At 41.3% G+C, this 21,930-nt stretch carries 26 protein-coding genes, 1 tRNA gene and 1 pseudogene; 19 read left to right on the top strand and 9 right to left on the bottom strand.

Annotation, left to right across the window (positions count from 1 at the left end; translation table 11 throughout):
- The first annotated feature begins 101 nt into the window (after positions 1-101).
- Both ACFGVS_RS03520 and ACFGVS_RS03515 read left to right on the top strand, forming a co-directional pair.
- Positions 102-1,694 carry a M1 family metallopeptidase gene (locus ACFGVS_RS03520; RefSeq protein ID WP_439697481.1) on the top strand — a complete coding sequence of 531 codons (1,593 nt, stop codon included), beginning with the start codon at positions 102-104 and terminating at the stop codon, positions 1,692-1,694.
- A 32-nt stretch (positions 1,695-1,726) separates the two neighbouring features.
- Positions 1,727-2,146, top strand: a complete 420-nt coding sequence (locus ACFGVS_RS03515) for an energy transducer TonB (RefSeq protein ID WP_090650788.1) — start codon at positions 1,727-1,729, stop codon at positions 2,144-2,146.
- Positions 2,147-2,217: 71 nt separating this feature from the next.
- On the opposite strand, the gene rpmA is transcribed toward ACFGVS_RS03515, so the two are convergent.
- From rpmA to ACFGVS_RS03490, 5 genes are all read right to left on the bottom strand, one after another.
- Complete coding sequence (rpmA, locus tag ACFGVS_RS03510) at positions 2,218-2,607, bottom strand: 50S ribosomal protein L27 (RefSeq protein WP_439697480.1); 390 nt, start codon at positions 2,605-2,607, stop codon at positions 2,218-2,220.
- Positions 2,608-2,657: 50 nt separating this feature from the next.
- Positions 2,658-2,966: a 50S ribosomal protein L21 gene (rplU, locus tag ACFGVS_RS03505; RefSeq protein ID WP_090650782.1), complete on the bottom strand. Its 309-nt coding sequence runs from the start codon at positions 2,964-2,966 to the stop codon at positions 2,658-2,660.
- Positions 2,967-3,041: 75 nt separating this feature from the next.
- Positions 3,042-3,539, bottom strand: coding sequence for a hypothetical protein (locus tag ACFGVS_RS03500; RefSeq protein ID WP_439697479.1), 498 nt, complete (start codon positions 3,537-3,539; stop codon positions 3,042-3,044).
- A gap of 60 nt (positions 3,540-3,599) precedes the next feature.
- Entirely contained in the window at positions 3,600-3,977 is a 378-nt protein-coding gene (locus ACFGVS_RS03495; protein WP_439697478.1) for a four helix bundle protein, read from the bottom strand.
- Between the two features lie 87 nt (positions 3,978-4,064).
- Entirely contained in the window at positions 4,065-5,441 is a 1,377-nt protein-coding gene (locus ACFGVS_RS03490; protein ID WP_439697477.1) for a dicarboxylate/amino acid:cation symporter, read from the bottom strand.
- A 1,383-nt stretch (positions 5,442-6,824) separates the two neighbouring features.
- On the opposite strand from ACFGVS_RS03490, the gene ACFGVS_RS03485 reads away from it, so the two are divergent.
- Complete coding sequence (locus ACFGVS_RS03485; RefSeq protein WP_439697476.1) at positions 6,825-7,802, top strand: GlxA family transcriptional regulator; 978 nt, start codon at positions 6,825-6,827, stop codon at positions 7,800-7,802.
- 96 nt (positions 7,803-7,898) lie between these two features.
- Here the strand turns inward: ACFGVS_RS03485 and ACFGVS_RS03480 are convergent, their stop codons facing one another.
- On the bottom strand, positions 7,899-8,528 hold the full coding sequence (locus tag ACFGVS_RS03480; RefSeq protein ID WP_439697475.1) for an HAD family hydrolase: 630 nt from the start codon (positions 8,526-8,528) through the stop codon (positions 7,899-7,901).
- Between the two features lie 64 nt (positions 8,529-8,592).
- Between ACFGVS_RS03480 and ACFGVS_RS03475 the strand changes: the two genes are divergently transcribed.
- From ACFGVS_RS03475 to ACFGVS_RS03410, 14 genes and pseudogenes are all read left to right on the top strand, one after another.
- Positions 8,593-8,666: transfer RNA gene (locus ACFGVS_RS03475), tRNA-Ile, on the top strand.
- A gap of 315 nt (positions 8,667-8,981) precedes the next feature.
- Positions 8,982-10,271: a site-specific integrase gene (locus tag ACFGVS_RS03470; protein WP_439697474.1), complete on the top strand. Its 1,290-nt coding sequence runs from the start codon at positions 8,982-8,984 to the stop codon at positions 10,269-10,271.
- Positions 10,272-11,312 (top strand): PDDEXK nuclease domain-containing protein, encoded by a 1,041-nt coding sequence (locus ACFGVS_RS03465; RefSeq protein WP_439697473.1) that lies wholly within the window; start codon positions 10,272-10,274, stop codon positions 11,310-11,312.
- Positions 11,309-11,671, top strand: a complete 363-nt coding sequence (locus ACFGVS_RS03460; RefSeq protein ID WP_439697472.1) for an ORF6N domain-containing protein — start codon at positions 11,309-11,311, stop codon at positions 11,669-11,671. The genes ACFGVS_RS03465 and ACFGVS_RS03460 overlap by 4 nt, the downstream gene beginning before the upstream one ends.
- Positions 11,672-11,676: 5 nt before the next feature.
- Entirely contained in the window at positions 11,677-11,895 is a 219-nt protein-coding gene (locus ACFGVS_RS03455) for a helix-turn-helix domain-containing protein (RefSeq protein ID WP_439697471.1), read from the top strand.
- A gap of 17 nt (positions 11,896-11,912) precedes the next feature.
- Positions 11,913-12,344 carry a helix-turn-helix domain-containing protein gene (locus ACFGVS_RS03450; protein WP_439697470.1) on the top strand — a complete coding sequence of 144 codons (432 nt, stop codon included), beginning with the start codon at positions 11,913-11,915 and terminating at the stop codon, positions 12,342-12,344.
- Between the two features lie 220 nt (positions 12,345-12,564).
- Positions 12,565-12,882: a helix-turn-helix domain-containing protein gene (locus ACFGVS_RS03445; protein WP_439697469.1), complete on the top strand. Its 318-nt coding sequence runs from the start codon at positions 12,565-12,567 to the stop codon at positions 12,880-12,882.
- Between the two features lie 53 nt (positions 12,883-12,935).
- A complete protein-coding gene (locus ACFGVS_RS03440; protein WP_439697468.1) occupies positions 12,936-13,253 on the top strand; it encodes a hypothetical protein in 318 nt (105 codons plus the stop codon).
- Between the two features lie 22 nt (positions 13,254-13,275).
- A complete protein-coding gene (locus ACFGVS_RS03435; RefSeq protein ID WP_439697467.1) occupies positions 13,276-13,893 on the top strand; it encodes a nucleotide-binding protein in 618 nt (205 codons plus the stop codon).
- A gap of 165 nt (positions 13,894-14,058) precedes the next feature.
- Positions 14,059-14,337 carry a hypothetical protein gene (locus ACFGVS_RS03430; RefSeq protein ID WP_439697466.1) on the top strand — a complete coding sequence of 93 codons (279 nt, stop codon included), beginning with the start codon at positions 14,059-14,061 and terminating at the stop codon, positions 14,335-14,337.
- A 146-nt stretch (positions 14,338-14,483) separates the two neighbouring features.
- Positions 14,484-14,894, top strand: coding sequence for a plasmid mobilization protein (locus ACFGVS_RS03425; protein WP_439697465.1), 411 nt, complete (start codon positions 14,484-14,486; stop codon positions 14,892-14,894).
- Positions 14,861-16,072, top strand: coding sequence for a relaxase/mobilization nuclease domain-containing protein (locus ACFGVS_RS03420; RefSeq protein WP_439697464.1), 1,212 nt, complete (start codon positions 14,861-14,863; stop codon positions 16,070-16,072). Before ACFGVS_RS03425 ends, ACFGVS_RS03420 begins: the two co-directional genes overlap by 34 nt.
- Before the next feature lie 3 nt (positions 16,073-16,075).
- Positions 16,076-17,996: pseudogene (gene mobC, locus ACFGVS_RS03415) on the top strand (conjugal transfer protein MobC).
- Positions 17,986-19,098, top strand: a complete 1,113-nt coding sequence (locus tag ACFGVS_RS03410) for a site-specific integrase (protein WP_439697463.1) — start codon at positions 17,986-17,988, stop codon at positions 19,096-19,098. The pseudogene mobC and the gene ACFGVS_RS03410 overlap by 11 nt, the downstream one beginning before the upstream one ends.
- A gap of 7 nt (positions 19,099-19,105) precedes the next feature.
- Here ACFGVS_RS03410 and ACFGVS_RS03405 read toward each other — a convergent pair whose 3' ends face one another.
- Genes ACFGVS_RS03405 through ACFGVS_RS03395 form a run of 3 tightly spaced genes read right to left on the bottom strand, consistent with a single transcriptional unit; the run spans position 19,106 to position 21,195 of the window.
- Entirely contained in the window at positions 19,106-20,587 is a 1,482-nt protein-coding gene (locus ACFGVS_RS03405; protein ID WP_439697462.1) for a hypothetical protein, read from the bottom strand.
- A 45-nt stretch (positions 20,588-20,632) separates the two neighbouring features.
- On the bottom strand, positions 20,633-20,860 hold the full coding sequence (locus tag ACFGVS_RS03400; RefSeq protein WP_439697461.1) for a hypothetical protein: 228 nt from the start codon (positions 20,858-20,860) through the stop codon (positions 20,633-20,635).
- The gene (locus ACFGVS_RS03395) at positions 20,857-21,195 is read right to left on the bottom strand and encodes a hypothetical protein (protein ID WP_439697460.1); all 339 of its coding nucleotides are present in this window, start codon (positions 21,193-21,195) and stop codon (positions 20,857-20,859) included. The genes ACFGVS_RS03400 and ACFGVS_RS03395 overlap by 4 nt, the downstream gene beginning before the upstream one ends.
- 73 nt (positions 21,196-21,268) lie before the next feature.
- Here ACFGVS_RS03395 and ACFGVS_RS03390 point away from each other — a divergent pair, with 73 nt between their 5' ends.
- On the top strand, positions 21,269-21,700 hold the full coding sequence (locus ACFGVS_RS03390; RefSeq protein WP_439697459.1) for a hypothetical protein: 432 nt from the start codon (positions 21,269-21,271) through the stop codon (positions 21,698-21,700).
- Between the two features lie 4 nt (positions 21,701-21,704).
- Positions 21,705-21,929 (top strand): hypothetical protein, encoded by a 225-nt coding sequence (locus tag ACFGVS_RS03385; protein ID WP_439697458.1) that lies wholly within the window; start codon positions 21,705-21,707, stop codon positions 21,927-21,929.
- Position 21,930: the final 1 nt, after the last annotated feature.

The following is a 21,930-nucleotide window of genomic DNA, read 5'->3' as shown; positions in this document are numbered from 1 at the left end:
ACGTTACAAAAAATTGTAAAAATGGAGGCAATATCAAACTTGTTTCGAGGCAATAGACATAGAGCTACAATTTATTTCAGATTAAGTGAATACGCCAAATAATGAAGAAAACATTACTCACAACATTGGCACTGCTCGCTGTAGTAGTATCCAGCGCCCAAACCCTAACATCCGGCGGCAAGCTTAAACCAGAGCAAGCCATTATGGATATACGCCATTACACCATCGCCTTGAATGTTGATCCGGTTCAGAAAACGATAGATGGCTATACCACTATTGATGTGATCATGGCTCAGCCTACTAAGGTATTACTTTTTGATTTGTTGGATTCATTGAAGATCAGTAATGTTTTGGTAAACGGTAAAAAGGAGCAATTTACTTATCAAAACAACCTGATTACTATAAACACAGCGAAAGAATTACCTGCCGGCAAAACCAGCGTTAAAGTGATATATGGCGGCAAGCCCCATGTTGCCCGTCGCCCGCCCTGGGATGATGGATTTACCTGGATGAAAGATTCTACCGGGCATGCCTGGGTTGCCATCACAGCCGAGGGCACCGGTGGTAAACTCTATTTCCCATGTAAGGACCATCCTTCAGATGAACCGAATGACGGTGTTGATATGATGATAACCGTACCTAAAGACCTGGTAGTTGCCGGGCCGGGCCTGTTGCAAAAAGTAACCAAAAGCGGCGATAAAGCTACTTATCATTGGAAAACCAACTATAGCATCAACAACTACAGTATCTTATTTAACGTCGGCGATTATACGGTGGTAAGCAGGCCATATAAAACCGTTAATGGCACTACTGTACCCATCCAGTTTTATGTGCTGAAGGAAGATGCCGCCAAGGCCAACCGCCACCTGGATATTTTTGAGCAGACCATCCGCATACAGGAAAAATACTTCGGTGAGTACCCATGGGCTAAAGAGAAAATAGGTATAGCCGAAACGCCACACCTGGGTATGGAGCATCAAACCATGAATGCCTACGGCAACAAATTCAGATACAGCAAACTCGGCGGAAAGGACTTTGACTGGCTGATGCATCACGAATTTGGCCACGAATGGTGGGGCAACAAAGTAACAGCCAAAGACTGGGCCGATTACTGGATCCACGAAGGTATTTGCACCTTTGGCGATGCCATGCCCATACGGGATTTGGAAGGTGAACAAGCCTATATTAAACACTTCCAGCAAGCTGCACTTTCATTTGGCAACAAAATTCCTTTGGTAATAGGAAAAGATATCGACGAAGAAGCTGCTTATAATGGTGATATTTATGGCAAGGGCGCATTCTTTATGCATACGCTGAGATACATCATGGGCGATACCATCTTCTTCCCAACTATAAAAAGCTTTGTTACAAGTCCCAAATACACCTATAGCAACTTGGTTACTACTGCAGATGTGCAGGAATATTTCAGCAAAGCCGCCGGGAGAGATTTAAAGCCATTGTTCGATTTATATATTTATTCAATAAATAAGCTGGAAGTTCATGTAACGGCTAAGCGCGGTGATAAATACCTCATTCAGCTTCAAAATATTGATATGCCGCTACCTGTTGACATTACTATTGATAGCCTTACCAAAAGATACACCCTGGATAAAAAGGGGATAACACTCACAAGCAAAACCATGCCGGTGATAGATCCGGATACTTATTATTTAAAGAAGCTGATAGTAGAGTAAAAAAAAACATATTAGCTTTATTACCATATTATATGTATAAAGCCTTTATCTTATTATTTTTCGCGTTTGCGTATTCCATCAGTATTAAAGCCCAATCATCAGCAGGAATAGTGGTGATACCTCCTAATGATTCTGTTTATTCTGTAGTCGATTCCATGCCCCGGTTTCCGGGGGGAAATGACCAGTTCACTCTCTTTATCGCTAAAAATATTCGATATCCTTTAAGTTGCCGTCTGAGGGGTATCCAGGGCAGGGTATTTGTTCAAATGATCATTGAAAAAGATGGTTCAATACTTAACCCTATAGTAATAAGGAGTGTTGACAAGGACCTTGACCTGGAGGCAATCAGGGTAATCAAGACCTCTCCCAAATGGGCACCGGCCTTAGTTGCCGGGACTCCTGTACGCATGTATTACACTATACCAATTAGCTTTTACATGTCGGTTAGATGAAAATGGCTGTAAACTAAAAAATCCCGGATCAAATTGACCCAGGATTTCTTATATCTATAAAGCTTTGCTAATTACTCAGCTGCTGCTTCTTCAGTATCAGCTTTTTTAGCTTTTGGTGCTGCTGCTTTCTTTGCTTTTGGAGCTTCTTCTGCAACAGGTGCTGCTTCAACTACCGCTGGCGCTGCTGCAACTTCAGCAACCGATTCTGTAGCCGGAACCACTGAAACGTATGAACGGTTATCGGCTTTCTTGCGGAAAACTACGATACCTTCGGCTAAAGCGAATAAGGTGTGATCTCTGCCGATACCTACGTTAACGCCTGGATTGTGTTTAGTACCACGCTGACGAACGATGATATTACCTGCAATTGCTGGCTGACCACCGAAAATTTTGATACCTAAACGTTTGCTATGCGACTCGCGGCCGTTTCTGGAACTACCGGCCCCTTTTTTGTGTGCCATTGTTTATATCTTTTATGAGCTGATAAATCGGCTCGGTTTAAAACTTTAAATTATAATGTGATACCAGTGATCTCGATCTTGGTAAATTGCTGACGGTGACCGTTTTTCTTTTTGTAACCTTTTCTACGTTTCTTTTTGAAAACTATTACTTTATCACCTTTTAAATGAGACAAGATCTTAGCCGATACTTTAGCGCCTTTCAAATCAGAACCTAATTTGAATGAACCTTCGTTTTCTGCTAACAATACACTGTCAAATTCAATACTAGCGCCCTCGTCACCTTGTAACCTGTGTACAAAGATCTGCTGGTCTTTTGCAACCTTAAATTGCTGTCCTGCTATACTTACTATTGCGTACATGTTTGTTAATTATTGTTTTAAAATTCGAGGTGCAAATATAGGGATTGGTTATTTAATAAACAACCCTGCCGCCTTTTATTTTTTCAGTCTTCGTTCCGCCGTTGTTAAACTTTGATCAATTTCTTTGATCAGCTGTTTATTGGCATCTATCAATTTAGGGTCGCCCGCAAAGTTCGAATCAAAAACAACCCGTTTGGTTTTGGTTTTATATTTAAACTCGATGATATAACGCACCGGTTTTTCTTTAACAGTATCTCCCCTCTCGTTCGATGGAAAATCCCAGAAACCCAGGCCGGCTGCCTTGTGGTGCAAATAGAGCAGGTCATTCTCAGTAAGCTTAACGTTTACCTTAACCAGCGAATCGCGCTTGTTAAGGTATTGGTAGTCGCCGGTGCCTGAGTTAAATTTATTAACCAATGAATCCTTCTCGCCATACTGGATCGATATGGACTGAAAATCAGCAAACCGGTAAGGCGCGTTTTTAATCATCATACCGTAGTAGTAAAAACAGTATAAAAGAAAGGGCACAACAATGGTGGTAATGAGGAATATTTTTTTTGTTTTTGAAGACATATATTAATTAGTGAATTAGCGAGTTAGTGAATTAGTGATTATTGAATTTAAAATTGGTTGTCATTTTTTATTGGTAGACACTGTTTTTCTTGACGCAGATACTATTTTAAGGATTTGATTGGCTTCGTCTAATAATAATATCAGATCCGACTTATTAACTATTTGAGCTTCAATTAGTACTTCCATCCAAAATGCCGATTCATCAGCTTCTTCAACAACTATCGACAGCTTGGCATGAAATTCGGCTTGCGACCTTGCCCGACAGGCAGCTCTATAATTCGCTCCTACAGATGAAGACGATCTGAGTAACTGCCTTCCAATTATCTTAGCTTCCTCTGTTTTTGGTAAAGTTTTGTAAAATCTAATATTATCTACAACAAACTTTTTTGTGCGAATTCTAAATGCCTCTGCAAAATCAATTTTTTCACTATTTACCATCAATTATAAAATATAGGATATCGGCCGTAAGAGTAATTATTTGAATCAGCAATTAAAAAATCACTAATTCACTAAATCGCTAATTCACTAATTATCCAGTTCCCCTTCCCACTTGCTTACAACTACAGTAGCCATGGCATTGCCCAAAACATTGGTTGCCGATCTACCCATATCCAGCAACGGATCAATTCCTATCAACAGGAACAATCCCGCCTCCGGAATATTAAACATTGATAGTGTCCCTGCAATTACAACCAAAGATGCCCTTGGTACGCCCGCTACACCTTTGCTTGTAAGCATCAGCACCAGCAGCATAGACAGCTGGTGCCCAAACGATAAGTGAATATCGTACGACTGCGCCAAAAACAACGATGCAAAGGTCATATACATCATGCTGCCGTCCAAATTAAATGAGTATCCCAATGGTAATACGAAACTCACAATTTTGTTACTGCAGCCAAAACGCTCCAATTCCAACAGAACTTTAGGGTAAGCAGCTTCGCTGGTTGAAGTGCTGAAGGCGATCAGCATAGCATCTTTTATGTTGCTTATTAATCTGAAAACAGGTTTGCGCAATACAATAAAGCCGGCCAGTATAATAATGAGCCAAAGCAGCACTAACGAAAAGTAGAATTCGCCGATAAATATACCGTAGGTTGATAGTACACCTAAACCCTGCCGGGCAATTACCGCTGTTATAGCGCCAAACACGGCAACAGGGGCCAGTTTCATCACATAGCCGGTTATCTTTAATATCACATGTGCAATAGCATCCATGGCTTTAATGACAATTTTACCTTGCTCACCAACCGCCGCTGTGGCTATGCCAAAAAAAAGCGAAAACACCACAATCTGCAATATCTCGTTATCGGCCATTGATTTGATAAAGCTTGAGGGGAACACATGCCCGATAAATTCGGTTAGCGACAGTGCCGATTTCTTGATACCGGTACTTAAATGGCTGTCTGGCAACGGCAGGTGCATGGTTTTACCTGGTTCAAATAAGTTAACCAACAGCATTCCTAATAATAAGGACACCAAGGTGGCACTGACGAACCAAAGCATCGTTTTACCGCCTATCCTGCCTACTGCTTTAATATCGCCTACTTTTGCCACGCCAACCACCAGCGTTGTAAACACCAGCGGCGCCACAATCATCTTTATCAAATTCAGAAAAATCTTGCTTAAAATATTAAAGCCCTCCAGTTTATCCTCCCTTAAGGTGCTGTTTTCCTGCTGGGCTTTTACTTCTGTCTGCCTCAGTTTTTTTATGGATTTGAAAGCTTCTGTAGTAGTATCTGCCGATGCTAATAAGTTTTTATCGATGGCTTTAATATGAGCCTCGGCTGTACTTATATTGGCATTAATTTTATTGATTACATTGGTGTTATAAATATAACCTACTATTACACCGGCGATAAGAGCTATAAAAATATACAGCGTAAGCTTACTTTTCTTTTGCATTGATTTTGATCAGTCGACAAAAATACGAATTACTTCCACTAAAATTTGAAATTGCAAACATTCCGCATTCCCATTTCAGTGTATTGCAGGCAAACAACCAACAATAGTTATAGTGCAGCTTAATATCTATTTACATCGGCAGAAAAAAGCAATCCTTTTAAAATAAAAAAGATGGGTAGCTTCAATGCTATCCATCTTTTATTTACAACTTAATGTAAACCTCTAATTATTTCGCAACTTTTTTAGCTGGGATCAAAGGTACAATGATAACTGCTAAAAACAGGGCAACTTCTAATACGATTAACATGGTCTTAATTTTTAAAAATGATTATTTAATTGTTGATAGGGCTTGGTACCTGATTATTTCGCAACTTTTTTAGCTGGAATTAATGGTAACACGATAACTGCTAAAAATGCGGCAACTTCTAATACGATTAACATAGTTTTAATTTTTTAAGTGATTTATATATTATTATATAGCTTCAGGAAGCATATTGTTAATCGCGTAAATCCTTTATTTATATGAACTTAAGTGATAAACTTTTTCGGTCTCCCGAGCATTCATCGACTAAAAATATGCCATAAATCTACCCTCGTTTTTTAGGAGGTGAGAGGCCAAAAATAAAATTTGCCGTATTTTATATTTTATAAAAATTGAGATGTTATTTCGAAAAATAAAAAGATGCTTTGAGCATTCGGAAAAAAATAAGGCTTGTTTTTTGATTGTAAAATTCCGGATCAGAAAAAAACTAAAAGATCATGGTTTAAAAACATGACATTGTATAAAAACGGCCATATTGAACGATGAAAATTTTAAAATAAGCCCGAAAAGCATATTAACGATGAAAAAAACGATCAAATTTTGAATATTAAAGGAAAAACAGTGCTTATTGAGTCCCATTTTTACCTCTTTAGTATTTTAATATTTTTTTTGTCAATTTGTCAGTATACATGACAACCGTCAATCTTACTGACAAAAAATCTTAAAAAAAACTGCCAATACACTGCCAAGCGAGAACTTCCTGTATCAAATAACGAGTTACAATCCAAATTATGGCCATGCCAAACTATTTTTCGATTCGGAACAAAATCGTCGGTATTTTAAATAAGCTTGATGGGGAATTAATAGGTGCCAGTTTATATGTGACCGTATCAATAATAGGTAAAGCAACCCGGTCATCGTATTGGCATTAAACCAGGCACGGCAAAACAACGGTGTACAATATACAGGCAGGCAATGATAGCATAAGTATAAATACTGCGCGAAGCATTTATTAATTGCATTTAAACAATTAACTAACAAGCATATTCAATAAATATCCCGGCAGCAAATAACCTGCACTAAATCTTGCTTGCGTTATTGCTTTATTATATTTTTGAAATATGAAGCATATATCTATTTTAATACCAAAGGGCGCAATTTTGGGTAGCCTGGAAGGCTCGCGCCAGTTATTTACCCAGGTAAACCAATTTTTTTTATCGATGGGAAAAGAGCCGATTTTTAAAGTAGAGTTGGTTGGCCTGCAAGCTGAAACGCCCATCAGCGGCGGTTGCTTTACTGTAAATGCCCATCTTTTAATGACGGAGGTTAAAAAAACCGACCTGATCGTTATCCCTGCACTTGATGGCGAAATAACAAGTGCTATTGAAAATAATAAGGAATTTATTCCATGGATCATAGATCAATATAAAAACGGCGCCGAAATTGCCAGTTTATGTATGGGGGCTTTTTTGTTGGCTTCCACAGGGTTGTTAAAAGGTAAAAGCTGTGCTACCCATTGGATGGCTGCCAACCAGTTCCGTACCATGTTTCCGGACGTAAACCTGGTGACTGAAAAAATCATTACCGATGAACAGGGCATTTACTCCAGCGGTGGGGCATTCTCGTACCTCAACCTGATACTATATCTCATCGAGAAATTTGCCGGCCGGGATATGGCTATTTTAAGTTCGAAAGTATTTGCTATCGAAATGGAACGTACCAACCAATCGCCATTCATTATTTTCCAGGGACAAAAGGATCATTCAGACGATCCGATAAAGAAAGCCCAGGAATTTATTGAGAAAAACTATTCAGAAAAGATAAGCGTTGAACAGCTGGCATCTATGTTTGCCTTAGGCAGGCGAAACCTGGAGCGTCGCTTCAAAAAAGCAACATCCAATACAGTAGCCGAATACATTCAGCGGGTAAAAATAGAAGCGGCCAAAGTAAGCCTGGAAACATCGCGCGATAACGTAAATGAGGTTATGTATAACGTTGGATACACAGATAATAAAGCTTTCCGCACTACATTTAAGCGCATTACGGGCCTGTCGCCTATTGATTACAGGAATAAATACCAGCGGCAGCATTCTAACTAACTGATGGCCTCTGCATTTAATGCCATTTAGCTATTCGCATTGAACTGATTGTTGAACTTATTCTGCAACCCCTTGTGGATGTTAGAAAAGTTCTGCTTACAAGCCCGATCTTTTAAAAAACTGTTGAATAGTATCCGGCCTGGTCATTAAAAGTGTTTGAATGCCCAGTTTTTCGGCGCCAGCCAGATGCTGCGGACTATCATCAATAAACAAAGTTTCGGCCGGATTAAGATTATTTTCATCCAGCACAAGTTGGAAGATCCTGGCTTCGGGCTTGCGCTTGCCCATGAGATGCGAGTAATATGCCTTTTCAAAAAGATGGCCGTTTCCATCAAAACCAAAATCTTTTTTAAGATATGCCATGATGTGATCATAGTGAATTTCATTAATGTTACTCAATAAAAATGTGCGGTATTTTGTTTTCAAATCCAGCAGCAATTCATGGTTGCCTGGCTCAATTCCAAGTAACATACTATTCCACGCGCCGTTTATTTGCTCGTCAGTAAGGCTGGAATTGCCCGATTTTTGCCTGATATAGTCCCTAAACTCTTCCGCAGACACCTCTCCCCTGTCAAATTTATCAAAAATTTCGTCCTGTTGTTTATGGCCAAAAAATTCGGCAGCATTACTGATACCCAACTGGTTCCAGCCTTGCTGCGCCTTTCTGAAATCGATATTAAAGATAACGTTACCGTAATCGAAGATGATATTTTTGATATTTTGCATAAAGGGTTTTGTTATTTGCCTGCAAATATGTAAAATTGCACCCGTTAAATAAACACAAATAACCGCGCCTATAGCTCAGTCGGTTAGAGTAGAAGACTCATAATCTTTTGGTCCCTGGTTCGAGCCCAGGTGGGCGCACAAATAGACGGACTGTCGATGGTTTTAACCCTGTAAATCACTGATTTACAGGGTTTTTTGTTTTATTCTGGTCCTTTTCGATCCTTTCAAATGCACAGCTTTGGCGACCAATCCGGCGACCAAAAATCATTTTTTACTTTTGGTCGCTTTTATGAGTTAACAGATTGATATTCAATTTTTTAAGTGCTTAAAATATAGACTAAAAAGCACTCAAAAAGACTGAAAAAAAAACCAATCCAGCGACCAAAAAGCGACCAGAAAATTGATGATTTCTGGAGGTAATTAATCATTTATTCACTTAAAAACTGTTAAAAGATGAAAACATCGCAGTCATTTGGTGTGCATTTCACCATCAGAAAAGGAAGGGAAAAAGACGGCAAAACAGCCGTTTATGCCAGTATTACCATCAACAAGGAAAAGGTGCTTATCGCCTTGAAACGCTTCGTTGAGGTGGATACCTGGGACAAAGGGCACGGTTGTGTCAAGGTAAGATTGCCAGAGGCCAAAGAAACAAACGCTTACCTGGAGGAAGTCAAGTTTACGATTACCTCCTACTATCAGCAATTACAGATCGCTGGTAAGGAGATCACGCCGCAACTTGTAAAAGCCTACTTCCTAGGCGAAGCAACCGAAGAAACTTACTCGTTAAGCCGTTTGATGGATTACCATTACGAAACAGCCTCAGCCGCTTTGACCTGGAGCACGCTTAAACATTACTCGGTCACCCGCCGCTACCTGGAAAAGTTTCTCAAAGAAAAGCGTAAGACCACAGACATCCGGATCAATGATATCGATTATAAGTTCATTATTGATTTTGAAACGTACTTGCGAAATCACAAACCAGCCGATCATTTTCAGCCATTAAATAATAACGGCGTCATGAAACACTTAATCCGCCTGCGTAAGATGACCACACTGGCCTTCAAAATGCAATGGATCAGCAAAGACCCTTTCAAGAATTACAAGTTCCGATATAAAAAGGTAGAGACCGCTTTCTTATCTACTAATGAATTAAAGACGCTGGAGCAATATGAACTGGCTTCTGACACGCTCGTGGTAATCAGGGACTATTTCCTGTTTGCCTGTTATACGGGCTTATCCTTTGTAGACCTGATGAATTTACATGAGGGCAATGTGGTCCGTGGTGAGGATGGTGAAAAATGGCTGAAGTTATTTCGGCAAAAGAGCAACGAGCCGACCAACATACCCGTTCTTACGCCTGCATTGTCAATCATGAACAAGTATAAAGACAATCCACGCTCCGTAACTTTAGGAAGAATATTTCCGACCATCACCAATCAAAAGGTTAACGTTTACCTGAAAGAGATCGCCAAGATCGTAGGCATAAAAAAGAAGCTCACCTTCGGCGTGGCACGGCATACGTTCGCCACTACCATAACACTGGCCAACAACGTGCCTATCGAGACAGTAAGCAAAATGATGGGACATACCAAGATCGCTACCACACAGATCTACGCCCGTGTCCTATTGAAAAAGATAAGCGAGGACATGCATGTCCTGCGGGAAAAACTGGAACCCGAAATACCGAAACACAAAGCTGCCAGGAAAGGCAACATAAGTTCAAATCTTAAAAAAGTAGGCTAAATGAAAACCATGGATGTCAACTCACTTTTCAGATCAGTCAAGGAACTGATCGACGAGTCAAGAAGCCAGATCGTGCGGAATGTAAATACAAGAATGATTCAAACCTATTACCATATCGGGATGATGATCGTTCAAGAACAACAAAAGGGAAATGACCGTGCAGAGTATGCGGAGGAAATTGTTGCAGCTTTAAGCAGATCACTCAGCGAAGAATATGGTAAAGGTTACTCTAAACGCAACCTGGATTACTTTAAACAATTCTATTTATTATATAGAAGCCGAATTGTGCAATCAGCGATTGCACAATCTCCATCGGCTGAAATTCCGAAATCGCTGATTTCGTTTTCTGAACAATTCAAAGTAAGCTGGACGCATTATATACAGCTGATGCGCATCAATGATGCCAACGAGCGGGAGTTTTACGAGCAGGAGACAGCCGGCAATAACTGGTCGGTGCGCGAGTTGCAGCGACAATATAACTCCTCTTACTATGAGCGACTCGTCTTAAGCAGCAATAAAAAAGAAGTTCAGCAAGATGCCGCAAAAGGAGGATTGAAAGAAATGCCTGTTGATACTTTAAAAACTCCATTCGTGTTAGAGTTTTTGAATTTTAAAGAAGACAGCAGTTATTCCGAAAACGATCTCGAAACCGCCATTATCAATAAGCTTGAACATTTTATGCTGGAATTAGGTAAAGGCTTTTTGTTTGAAGGCCGGCAGCGTCGTATCACCTTAGAGGGCGATCATTTCTGGGTGGACTTAGTCTTTTACAATCGTCTGTTGGACTGTTTTGTCCTGATCGATCTCAAAATAGGCAAACTCACACATCAGGATATTGGGCAAATGCAAATGTACGTCAACTATTATGACCGGAAAGTCAAGCGATCCCATGAAAAGCCAACACTCGGTATCATCCTTTGTAAAGAGGATAATAAGGCGGTAGTTGAGTTTACATTACCGCTCAATAACGAGCAAATTTTCAGCAGGGAATATAAACTCTATTTACCCAGCAAGGAAGAACTTCAAAAACAATTATTATGACCGAACAAAATCAACAGCCCCCTAACCAGATATACTGGTTAAGGGGACAAAAGGTAATGATCGACGAAGATGTAGCGGGTCTGTTCCAGGTCAGTCTCAAAGTATTGAGACAACGTGTAAGTAGAAACAAACAGCGGTTCCCGCCCGATTTCTTGTTTTTACCTACGGCAGAAGAATGGCTGCAATTACAGCGTCAAGCTGATTTTCAGCACAAAATTGGTGATGGTGAAATACCGATGGTTTTTACAGAAGCCGGGTTACTCATGGCTTCGGGAATCATCAAAAGCGATGTCGCCATAAAGGTCAGCATCGACATTATTAACGAATTTTTCCAAACTGTAAAAAGTTTTAATGAGTAATTATCATGAAAGAGCAGCAAGAGATTGATCAGATCGGCGCATTGATACGGGAAGCCCGTTCAGCGCAAAATATGACCCAGCAGCAGTTAGCCGATAAGTGCGGAATTGCCAAATCACATATTTCGAAAGCAGAAAATGACATCGGGAATGTTCCCGTTTCCATCCTCCGCACCATCGTCGAAAAAGGCTTGGGCGGCCAGTTGCAAATCGCTTTTGAGTTTTAAGTACAAAATGTGATGCTATGAAAAAGTTCACATTTTGTGAACTTTTTCATATTTTTGCTCCAATGGGGATCGAGCTAAAATATAAGGTCATCAAAGACAGAGCGCAGTATGACGACTGTTGCAATGCGCTGGAATCACTTTTGACTTTGAAAAGCAATTCCGATGTTCAAGACGAAGTGGAACTGTTAACGCTATTGATCCATACTTACGACGAAGCAAACAACACTTTTGCCGAATTAGACCCGATCACATTATTACGCTCTTTCATGAAAGAGCATAATTTAAAAGCATCGGATCTGATAGCCATACTCGGCGTGAGCAAGGGTTATATATCCGACATCCTGAACTACAAAAAAGGATTGTCCAAAGAAGTTATCCGTAAATTGGCTGAACACTTTAAAGTCCGGCAGGAGGCGTTTAACAGATACTATCCGCTATCCCCAAAATAACGCTGGACTCAAACTGCTATCAAGCTAGTAGTATAGCAATCTATCATAATAGCGATTTAACCTATTTCCAAAATTCCGCGACACTTTCTCGGATTTTATATTTTAAGTCTATTTGGGTTTAAATCGTTCCTTTTCCACCTAAAAATAACGCCACCCTTCCCAAAGTTGTCATTTTCTGATTTACCGGCTTCCGAATTTTGAAGTCCTTAAAAATCATATTATGGAAAAAGCAACAGAGCAACGATCAAGAATGGGTATGGTTCCGACTAGGAATCAGATATTAACCCTTGGTGACCTGGAGGATTTCAAGAATGATATGCTCCAGGAGGTTAAACGTATCATTAAAGAATGCGCCAGCGGTGTCCCAGGCAAGAAGTGGTTGAAATCTGCTGAAGTCAAAAAGTTGCTGGGCATCTCACATGGCTTCCTGCAATCCCTTCGGGACAGCGGCGTATTGCCCTTTACTAAAATAGGCGGCTCTATCTATTATGATTATGAAGACATCACCTTTATGATGTCGACGAACAAGAGTGCCTGATGTTTAACCGGCCGGGCCTGTCAGCCAGCGTCCGGCCATTTTTTCTAAATCCTATGTTATTTCAAACACCCAAACGTAAAGCCAAACGGGTGCCTGTAGAGCGCAGGAAACCCGAACTAATTCTGCAAAAAGGGTTTGGCACAGAGATGCCGCCGCAAAAGCGCCTGGTCGACATATACTTTGATCAAAAAAATATGACGACGCAAGCGGACGTATTCTACAAATTCTATGAAAAAAGCAATTGGAGCAGCCCTAAAGGCACGCCTTACCGTAATTGGAAACTGCTGGCCGGGGAATGGATCTTCAATTACGAGCAGGAACAAAAACTCAGAAAACGGCAGCGGGAAAACGCGCTGCTATCATCCTATTAAACTATAAAAATAGCAAACTAACATGGCAAAGATCATCACCATAGCCCACCAAAAAGGTGGCGTAGGCAAAAGTACCTTAGCGATCAACCTGGCTTTATGTTTCCAGGATCAATTATCAGTAGCACTTGTAGATACCGACTTACAGGGCAGTTTATATCATATCAGGGAGGATTTCCCTGACCTGGCTATCATCGGGGTCGATAGATTGCAGGATATCCAGCAGTTGGCGTATGACCTGATCGTTATCGATACGCCGCCTTATCTTTCCAATCGTTTACCTGAATTGTTCCTTTATTCTGATTTTATTTTGGTGCCGACCAAGGCCGGTTTCTTCGATGTGATGGCCATCCGTTCTACCCTGGCGCTGATCAAAGAGGCACAGCGTAAAGCCCCCCATCTGAAAGCCGGCATCGTACTCAATATGGTCAAGCCGCGATCAGGCATCACCCAGGATGTGGCCGAACTGCTGCAAAGCATGGGGACACCGCTACTGCAAACGAAGGTTCACGACCGGGTCAGCATCGCCCGCTCGTCGATAACCGGTGGTATTTTAAATGGTACGGACAGGCGGGCAAAAGAAGAGATCATGGCGCTGACGGAAGAAGTTGTTGAGCAGGTCAGCACTGATATATCAATATAGCAAGCTAGCTTTTTATTTACCTAATAAGCTAGCAAGATCGCAAACTAAGATCGTAGCAATTTAGCAAGCTAAGTTCATAGCAATATATCAAACTAGTTGCGGTTGATAGGAAACTATCAAGCTAGCAACCAACAGCAATTGCTAACAAACTATCATGATAGCAAAATGGAAAATTATAAAAATAAACTCGGCAATCTGGCTGACAAACTCAAACAGGAAAGGCCCGCTACCCCTATCCAGGAGGTGATCCCGGTGAAGGCTGTACCCGTTCCAAACGAGCCCGAAGTACAGTTCAACAACCGGATACCCAAGGTCCTTTTAAAGCGGCTTAAAACATTCGGACTGGAGTATGATGAATCCCTTAAAGACATCAATATACAAGCGCTTGAACTTTATCTCAGCCATAAGGCGAAGCCGGACGAAACAACAAAAAATGCCAATTAAAACACTGATAGCAGGATGAGACAGCCCGCTTCGCGGCAGTCAGCAAGATGTACAATTGTGTCACAATTGAATCTTGCCCTCCGCGCCGGGGCGGCTGCGGGTCCAGGAAAAAATCCTCCGAAGTCGGATTTTTAAAGAAGAGAACAATGGCTACACAGGAAGACAAACGGATACAATGGAAGAACCTCCGCTTTAAACCAGAGGAATATCAATTGCTCGAAAAGCGGTTCAAAAAGACCAGCTTCCGAAAGCTTAGCGAATACATGCGCAGCGTGCTTTTGGAGAAACCGGTCACGGTTAATTACCGGGACAAAGCTATGGATGACCTGCTGGAAGAAATGATCCTGCTAAGGCAGGAACTTAACGCCATCGGCAATAACCTGAACCAGGCGATGCGTAGCATCAACAGTGCTCATGGAAATGCCGATACCAGGCTTTGGATGAATTTGTTGAGTGTGATCAATACCAAACTGGAGCCGTCCATCGGCCAAATCAAAGAACGGATGAACCAATACGCGGATATATGGTCGCAAAAATTAAGAGCGGTAAAAGCCTGATCGGCGCGCTCAACTACAATGAGAATAAAGTGAAACAAGGAAAAGCCATGCTGATTGGTGCCAAAGGCTATCCGAAGGACCCCAAAGACTTATCCTTTAATGATAAGTTATTTCGCTTGACCGACCTGGCCGCGATGAATCAACGGGCCAAAACCAACACGGTTCATATCTCACTGAATTTCCCCAACGGTGAGTACCTCGCAGACGAAAAGTTAAGCGAGATCGTAAAGGATTACTTAGCAGGTGTTGGCTTTGCAACGCAGCCTTGTCTGGTTTACCGCCATGAGGATGCCGGGCACCCACATATCCATATCGTCACCACTAACATCAAACGGGATGGCGAACGGATCAGCCTGCACTATCTGGGTCAAAACGAATCGGAAAAAACACGCAAAGCTATAGAGATCAAATACAATTTAACCAAAGCGGAAGAACAACAAAAGCAAAAACCAAATCTCAAAGTTGATGCTACGGCCGCCGAATATGGCAAGGCTGAAACCAAACGGGCCATCACCAATATCCTGGGTTATGTATTAAGAGCCTACAAATTTACCAGCGTCCCGGAACTCAATGCCATACTGGGTCAATATAATATTCAAGCCGACCGGGGTTCCAAAGATTCCCGCATGTATGCCCGCGAAGGTTTGGTTTACTGGATATTGGATAAGCAGCACAACAAGATCGGCGTGCCAATAAAAGCCAGCACTATTTATGGTAAACCAACCCTCAAAACACTGGAGGAAACGTTCAGGCTGAATGCGCAGCTACGCAAGCCTTTCAAAGATGAGTTTATCAAAATATTAGACAGTATATTAATAAAACCGCATACCAGGCTTGACTTTCAAAAAGCCTTACGCGAAAAAGGCGTTCAATGCATCCTGCGACAAAACGAGGAAGGGCGCATTTATGGCGTGACCTTTATCGATCAGAAAAACAAAGCGGTATTTAACGGCAGTGATTTGGGCAAAGCTTACAGCGCCAATCAGCTCAACGCACAATTATTACCTGACCCTGTTAAAGCCAAATTCCAATATCAAAATGAAGTACAGGGTGGTCATGAATTCATCCAAACAGCAACAGGCGATGAACCCATAGATGTATTATTTGCCGCTGAGCGCGAAGACCTCGCCGCACTTAATAAATACAAAAAGAAAAAACGTAAAGGACTAAATCTATAGATTATGCAAACCGGAGAAAACGAACAAGCCCTGCGTAAGATCATTGATTTTACCAGGTTATTGAGTATTGCCATATTGATGATTCATTCTTATTTATGCTGTTACCCGACTTTCCAGGAGCTCAAATTAACGCACAAGATCGTTGACCATATCTTATTGCCGCTTTCCAAAATGGTGGTCTTTAAAACGGTGCTTATCGCCAAGCTGAGTGCATTGCTCTTATTAGTAGTATCCCTGATCGGCAGCAAAGGCAAGCGGGATGAAAAGATCAGGCCAAAAACGATCATTACTTATTGCTTTACCGGCTTGTTGCTTTATTTTATCAGCGGCTTGTTTTTAGCGTTGCCATTGACTGCTAAAATAGTTGCTGCACTTTACATACTCATCACCGCCTTTGGCTACCTTTTATTTATGACCGGCGGCGGGCTGTTGTTTAGAATGCTCAAATTGAAACTGGGTGCTGATATCTTTAACAAGGAAAATGAAACCTTCCCCCAGGAAGAACGCCTGTTGGAAAATGAGTATTCGATCAACCTGCCTGCCTAGGTACCAATTAAAAGGCAAAGAGCGAGATAGCTGGATCAATATCATTAACCCGTTCAGGGGTACTTTGGTTGGCGGCAGCCCGGGTGCCGGTAAATCCTATTTCGTGATCCGGCACATCATAACTCAGCATATCGCCAAAGGGTTCAGTATGCTGATTTATGATTTTAAATATGACGACCTGTCCAAGATCGCCTATAACGCATTGCGGGAACATGGAGGCCGATCATTCTATGTCATCAACTTTGAGAAGATCATGCACCGCAGTAATCCATTGGAGCCCGATACCATGCTGGATATTACGGACGCGATGGAATCGGCGCGCACCATTATGATGGGCTTAAACCGGGAATGGATCAAGAAGCAGGGTGACTTCTTTGTGGAATCGCCGATCAATTTTTTAACCGCACTGATATGGTTTTTAAAAAAGTATGAGGGCGGCAGATACTGTACGTTGCCGCACGTCATTGAACTTTCACTGGTTGATTACAAAGATCTGTTTGCAGTGCTGAGCAGCGAACCCGAGATCGAAGTACTGATCAATCCCTTTATATCAGCCTGGAAAAATGAAGCCTTTGAACAATTGGAAGGACAGATCGCCAGCGCCAAGATCAGCCTCGCCCGGCTAAGTTCACCGCAGCTTTATTATGTTTTAAGTGGTAATGATTTTTCGCTGGATATCAATAACCCCGATGAACCAAAAATAGTTTGCCTGGCAAATAACCCGCAGAAGTCGCAGGTTTACGGAGCCGTGCTATCACTATACATTAACCGCATTAACAAACTGGTCAATCGCAAGCATCAGCAGAAATGCAGCCTGATCTTCGATGAGTTCCCAACCATCTATTTCAATGGTATCGATAACCTGATCGCTACGGCCCGGTCAAATAAAGTAGCTGTCACTTTAGCGGTGCAGGATTACAGCCAGTTAAAAAAGGATTACGGCCGTGAACAAGCAGAAGTGATCATGAATATCGTCGGCAATATCGTTTGTGGCCAGGTCACCGGTGACACGGCTAAACAGCTTTCCGAGCGCTTTGGTAAGATCAACCAGCAAAAAGAAAGCGTATCAATCAATTCATCCGATACATCGGTAAGCCGTTCTACGCAATTAGACTATGCCATACCCGCCTCTAAAATCGCGGGGCTTTCATCCGGCGATTTTGTCGGTATGGTTGCGGACGACCCTACGAATAAAATTGATCTCAAAACGTTTCATTGCCAAATTCAAAACGATCATGAGGCTATCAGTCAGGAAGAGCTAAGTTATCAGGATATACCCAAAGCCAGGACGATCAATCAAAACGAGATCATTATGAACTACCAACGAATTAAAGAAGATATTAAAGCGTTAACGGAAGTTATCAGTTATGAAAGTTAGTTTAAGAAAACATCCACTCGTTAAAAACCGGGTACGGCTTTACCTGGATATTTACCCGCCACTAAAACACGCAAACGGGAAGACTACAGGTTATGAAAACCTTAAGTTGTACCTTTTTACGCAGCCTCAAAATGAACATGAAAGAAGGCATAACAAGGAAACTAAAGAACTCGCCGAGACAATACGCGCGCAACGTCAACTTGAATTACAAAGTCAGGCACATGGCATTTCGCCAGCGATGAAGCGCTTAGGGAGTTTCAAAGCATATTTTCGGAACATCGCCAATCGTTCCAAAGGCATGAGCCGGCACAATTGGGATAGCAGTGTCCGCTATTTTGAAATGTTCAGGCTGGAAGAGGTGCGCTTCATTGATATCGACCTTTCGTTATGTGAGGACTTCAAAGCGTTTCTACTAGATAGCCCGCAGTTGAGGGAAAGCCGGCGCGGCATCGGGCACAATAGTGCACTCAGCTATTATAATAAATTTCGCAATGCATTAAAAATGGCCTGGCGGGAAAAACTGATCCCGGACGACCTCCATGAACTAAGCCCCGGTCTGAAGGAAAAAGAAGCGCCGGTAGAATTTTTAACGATGTCGGATATTAAACAATTACTCAAAACGCCCGTTAAAGATGAACTTTCCAAACGGGCAACACTCTTTGGGATTTTGACAGGTCTGCGATTTTGTGATGTGCAGCAGTTAACCTGGGCTGAAGTTCGTGGAGAAACGGGTGAATCCTATTTGCAATTTATGCAGCGCAAAACAGCCAAACACCAGCACATGCCGGTCAGTGACCAAGCAGTTGGGTTATTGGGTGAACGCGGCAAACCGCATGAGCGACCATTCCAGGGACTTTACTATTGCCGAATCCGTTACTTTTTACAAGAGTGGCCATCGTTAGCCGGCGTTCATAAACATATCACCTTTTGTTGCCTGCGGCATACCTATGCCACCCTGCAATTAAACAATGGCACAGATATTTACACCGTATCTAAGATGTTAGGACATCGGCACGTTAAGACTACCCAGCGATATACCCGATTACTGGATGAAAAAAAGCGAGAAACTACACAAAGAATTGTACTTGATTATCTACCCTGATGAAATGTTACTTCACGATAATTAAACTTGCTATGTAAGCGATAGCGATCAGGCCAGAAATAAATTCTACAAATAAACAGATAACAACGTCAAGTCGTTTCGTTTTCATTTTATCAAAGTCCAACTTAATCCCGTAGAAAATAATGCCTGTATATAACGCACTTAATATAAATCGCCTGCCATATTTTACAGTTTTGTTATTTATTGCAGCCGTGTCAGCCCAGGCTTTTTTAATGTCAGCAACATCATAATGTTCCAAGAATGTAGCCATAAACAACAAGTTAACCACTATAAACAAACAAAATACAATAAGTGATGAAGCAATTACCTTTCCTTTCTCAAAGCCGTAATTATTCCACCATATCTTAACCCCAATAAGTGCGCGCGCGTTCCAATTATTGTTATCTTCAAACATAGCGAGCGCAATACTACTGGCTTTGATACCTTCAATGTTGTTAAGGCGCGTTTGTGAAGCGATAATACTTTGATATATATTGACCACATCCGAATACCATTCATTTTGATCTTTATAAGCATTAGCAGCATAAGGCACATAATGAAAATGCGAATAATCAAAATCGACTTTAGAAAAGTCTACCTTACGTAAAAGTAAAGTTGCTCCTGGACTCGCATTAGTAAGTTTCACCGAGCCGTTTGGCGATTTGAATTTGACTTGATTAAATATGATGGTTTCCGCCCGGTCACAAATTATTTCAGTTGTATCTGCCCACACACAGGAATCTAAACGAAGCACTTTTATATAAGGCGAAAGTATGGTATGAACTGTTTCATTATCAATGGATACCTGCTTTATACCTTCATCTTTTGGGGCTGTTTTTAAATCATCGTGAGCATCATTAAATGGCTCATCGTAATATAATTCTAGATCTGCCGGCCCTTTTATAAAGGAACTACCTACAATTTGGAGTAACCGAAGCTTAATGTTTTCCAAGTTTAAACGGAGCGCATGATCACCACGAAAACGCATCATGTCACCGGAAATAGAGTGTATAACTATTGTATTAAAGTCAATGTGCCTTGAAAAGGTGTAGTAATCTGGCTTCCAGCCGGTGGTATCTACAATTACTAAAGGAGCTCTGTTTTCGTAAGAGGGCGGTACTAATTCTGATTGGACATACGAGGTTACGCCATCGAAATTGGCGTAGCTATAATTAGTTGAAAGTGGTGGTTTTGTGCCTGAAATGAAAAGATCTGCGGTGTGATTGTATTTTATGGTATCGACGTAAATTTCGTCGTTTTTAAGTTCTTTAATAAATATCTCCTGGTTTCCTGTAAGTTTCCCGTCCGGTATATTTACCGGGGTTGGCAACCAATTAATTCGCAAAATTGGCTGCGCTGTTTTTTTTGATGGCAATTCATCTTTAAAATTTAGAGGCGTAAATTTTTTATGATTGGAAAATATCCAGACCAGGATAATAGAAAAAACAATAAGGTAAAGAAGTGGCGAACGAAAAAACATTTTCATCATGGACTTTTGCTAAAGGGTGGTTGTGTCCAAATATAACAAAAGCCGTTATCGGCTCAAAGTGATTAATCTAGCTACGATGGCCTGTAATAATCCGATAGCCACGGGATGTTCTGCCAGCGCCCGGTAGCCACCCTCTTCATCAGGTTCAAAAGTTACAGTTGTTTCATCAATTAAAACAGAAATACGGTGTGTATAGCCCCAACGCTCAAAGCGCGCTTTAAATTCGTGCTCTGTCCCATCGTAAATAACGGGTATGTTAAAAGGTTCATTCATGCCGCTAAAATAACAGTTCCGTAAATTCTGGCTGCCTCCTGAGGAAATAAAGCCGAATCCTGTGGTACTTCCTTAACATATAAATCTGTTTCCAGCAAAGTCATAAAAAAGAAATCAGCCACATTTTTTAAAGTTACCAAATCAACTTTGCGTGATTGGAATATATAAACCTTTTCCGGAATAAACCCGCCATTAACCTTATAAAGCGTTGCCAGGCAATAAGCCGTATTCTTCGTTATGGTAACCTCATTTAATTCATTTACTTGAACCCATAAATCGGAATCTGTATCTGCAATTACCGTCCCGCTGTCTGCTGTTAAAACCTGATAAGCCATCTTTCCTCCATTGTGTTTACAAATTTATGCTAAAAATATTAGTATTATAAAATCTATTTGACAATTTTGCAGGATGTATTACGCGGGTGAATTTTACGAAGTGCTGCAAAAAGAGCTGTGTGATTGGGTCTGGAATAATCCAAAACTCCTGCGCAAGATCATCCCGCATAATTTGAAATACCTGTTTGAATTCCACCCCAACCGTGGCCTGTCTATCGATTTGAAGCGATTTGAGCCGGAATATTACCTGGAAGTGTTTTACCCGCCGGAAGTTAAAAAGTCTAATATCGATGAGTTTGTCCGGAAAGTTTGTATTGTCATCGCTTACAGCCTCAAGCGGTCCGGTCGGACTGACCTGACGTTAACGATCACCGTCAGGCATATGATTTCAGAGCAAAGTCATTGGAAAACATTTTTTATCGATGAAGTTTTTGACAGCAAACATTTGCGTCCGCTTACCAAAAAAGAAGAAGATTGGTATTACCGTTTTAAGGATTTATATTAGCCTTATGACCCTATACGAATTTAACGCCCTTAATGAGGAACTACAAGCCACGGTGGCCATGCAAGGTAACTTTGTTGATGTACGTTTTGAGGATAATTTGAGGGTCGCGCTTTATAGTCATCAGGAATTTTATGCGGAGGTGTTTTACGATGGGGAGACTAACCGGATTGTCCGTAGTCGGGCCTTTATTTCAGCCGTGCCATTAGCTGCTTACATCCAGTTGAATTAGA

The sequence above is a fragment of the Mucilaginibacter sediminis genome (genome assembly GCF_051903035.1).
Taxonomy (GTDB): domain Bacteria; phylum Bacteroidota; class Bacteroidia; order Sphingobacteriales; family Sphingobacteriaceae; genus Mucilaginibacter.
Note: the sequence above shows the minus strand (reverse complement) of the source record. Positions and strands in the feature narration are given on the sequence as shown.

Coding starts and splice junctions, on each gene's coding strand:
- ACFGVS_RS03425 (WP_439697465.1), top strand. CDS start 14,484: ATGGCTACACAGGAAGACAAACGGATACAATGGAAGAACCTCCGCTTT.
- ACFGVS_RS03495 (WP_439697478.1), bottom strand. CDS start 3,977: ATGGTAAATAGTGAAAAAATTGATTTTGCAGAGGCATTTAGAATTCGC.
- ACFGVS_RS03460 (WP_439697472.1), top strand. CDS start 11,309: ATGACCGAACAAAATCAACAGCCCCCTAACCAGATATACTGGTTAAGG.
- ACFGVS_RS03385 (WP_439697458.1), top strand. CDS start 21,705: ATGACCCTATACGAATTTAACGCCCTTAATGAGGAACTACAAGCCACG.
- ACFGVS_RS03480 (WP_439697475.1), bottom strand. CDS start 8,528: ATGCAAAATATCAAAAATATCATCTTCGATTACGGTAACGTTATCTTT.
- ACFGVS_RS03430 (WP_439697466.1), top strand. CDS start 14,059: ATGGAAAATTATAAAAATAAACTCGGCAATCTGGCTGACAAACTCAAA.
- ACFGVS_RS03500 (WP_439697479.1), bottom strand. CDS start 3,539: ATGTCTTCAAAAACAAAAAAAATATTCCTCATTACCACCATTGTTGTG.
- ACFGVS_RS03405 (WP_439697462.1), bottom strand. CDS start 20,587: ATGATGAAAATGTTTTTTCGTTCGCCACTTCTTTACCTTATTGTTTTT.
- ACFGVS_RS03410 (WP_439697463.1), top strand. CDS start 17,986: ATGAAAGTTAGTTTAAGAAAACATCCACTCGTTAAAAACCGGGTACGG.
- ACFGVS_RS03520 (WP_439697481.1), top strand. CDS start 102: ATGAAGAAAACATTACTCACAACATTGGCACTGCTCGCTGTAGTAGTA.
- ACFGVS_RS03485 (WP_439697476.1), top strand. CDS start 6,825: ATGAAGCATATATCTATTTTAATACCAAAGGGCGCAATTTTGGGTAGC.
- rpmA (WP_439697480.1), bottom strand. CDS start 2,607: ATGGCACACAAAAAAGGGGCCGGTAGTTCCAGAAACGGCCGCGAGTCG.
- ACFGVS_RS03390 (WP_439697459.1), top strand. CDS start 21,269: ATGTATTACGCGGGTGAATTTTACGAAGTGCTGCAAAAAGAGCTGTGT.
- rplU (WP_090650782.1), bottom strand. CDS start 2,966: ATGTACGCAATAGTAAGTATAGCAGGACAGCAATTTAAGGTTGCAAAA.
- ACFGVS_RS03445 (WP_439697469.1), top strand. CDS start 12,565: ATGGAAAAAGCAACAGAGCAACGATCAAGAATGGGTATGGTTCCGACT.
- ACFGVS_RS03465 (WP_439697473.1), top strand. CDS start 10,272: ATGAAAACCATGGATGTCAACTCACTTTTCAGATCAGTCAAGGAACTG.
- ACFGVS_RS03490 (WP_439697477.1), bottom strand. CDS start 5,441: ATGCAAAAGAAAAGTAAGCTTACGCTGTATATTTTTATAGCTCTTATC.
- ACFGVS_RS03435 (WP_439697467.1), top strand. CDS start 13,276: ATGGCAAAGATCATCACCATAGCCCACCAAAAAGGTGGCGTAGGCAAA.
- ACFGVS_RS03395 (WP_439697460.1), bottom strand. CDS start 21,195: ATGGCTTATCAGGTTTTAACAGCAGACAGCGGGACGGTAATTGCAGAT.
- ACFGVS_RS03450 (WP_439697470.1), top strand. CDS start 11,913: ATGAAAAAGTTCACATTTTGTGAACTTTTTCATATTTTTGCTCCAATG.
- ACFGVS_RS03515 (WP_090650788.1), top strand. CDS start 1,727: ATGTATAAAGCCTTTATCTTATTATTTTTCGCGTTTGCGTATTCCATC.
- ACFGVS_RS03470 (WP_439697474.1), top strand. CDS start 8,982: ATGAAAACATCGCAGTCATTTGGTGTGCATTTCACCATCAGAAAAGGA.
- ACFGVS_RS03420 (WP_439697464.1), top strand. CDS start 14,861: ATGGTCGCAAAAATTAAGAGCGGTAAAAGCCTGATCGGCGCGCTCAAC.
- ACFGVS_RS03400 (WP_439697461.1), bottom strand. CDS start 20,860: ATGAATGAACCTTTTAACATACCCGTTATTTACGATGGGACAGAGCAC.
- ACFGVS_RS03455 (WP_439697471.1), top strand. CDS start 11,677: ATGAAAGAGCAGCAAGAGATTGATCAGATCGGCGCATTGATACGGGAA.
- ACFGVS_RS03440 (WP_439697468.1), top strand. CDS start 12,936: ATGTTATTTCAAACACCCAAACGTAAAGCCAAACGGGTGCCTGTAGAG.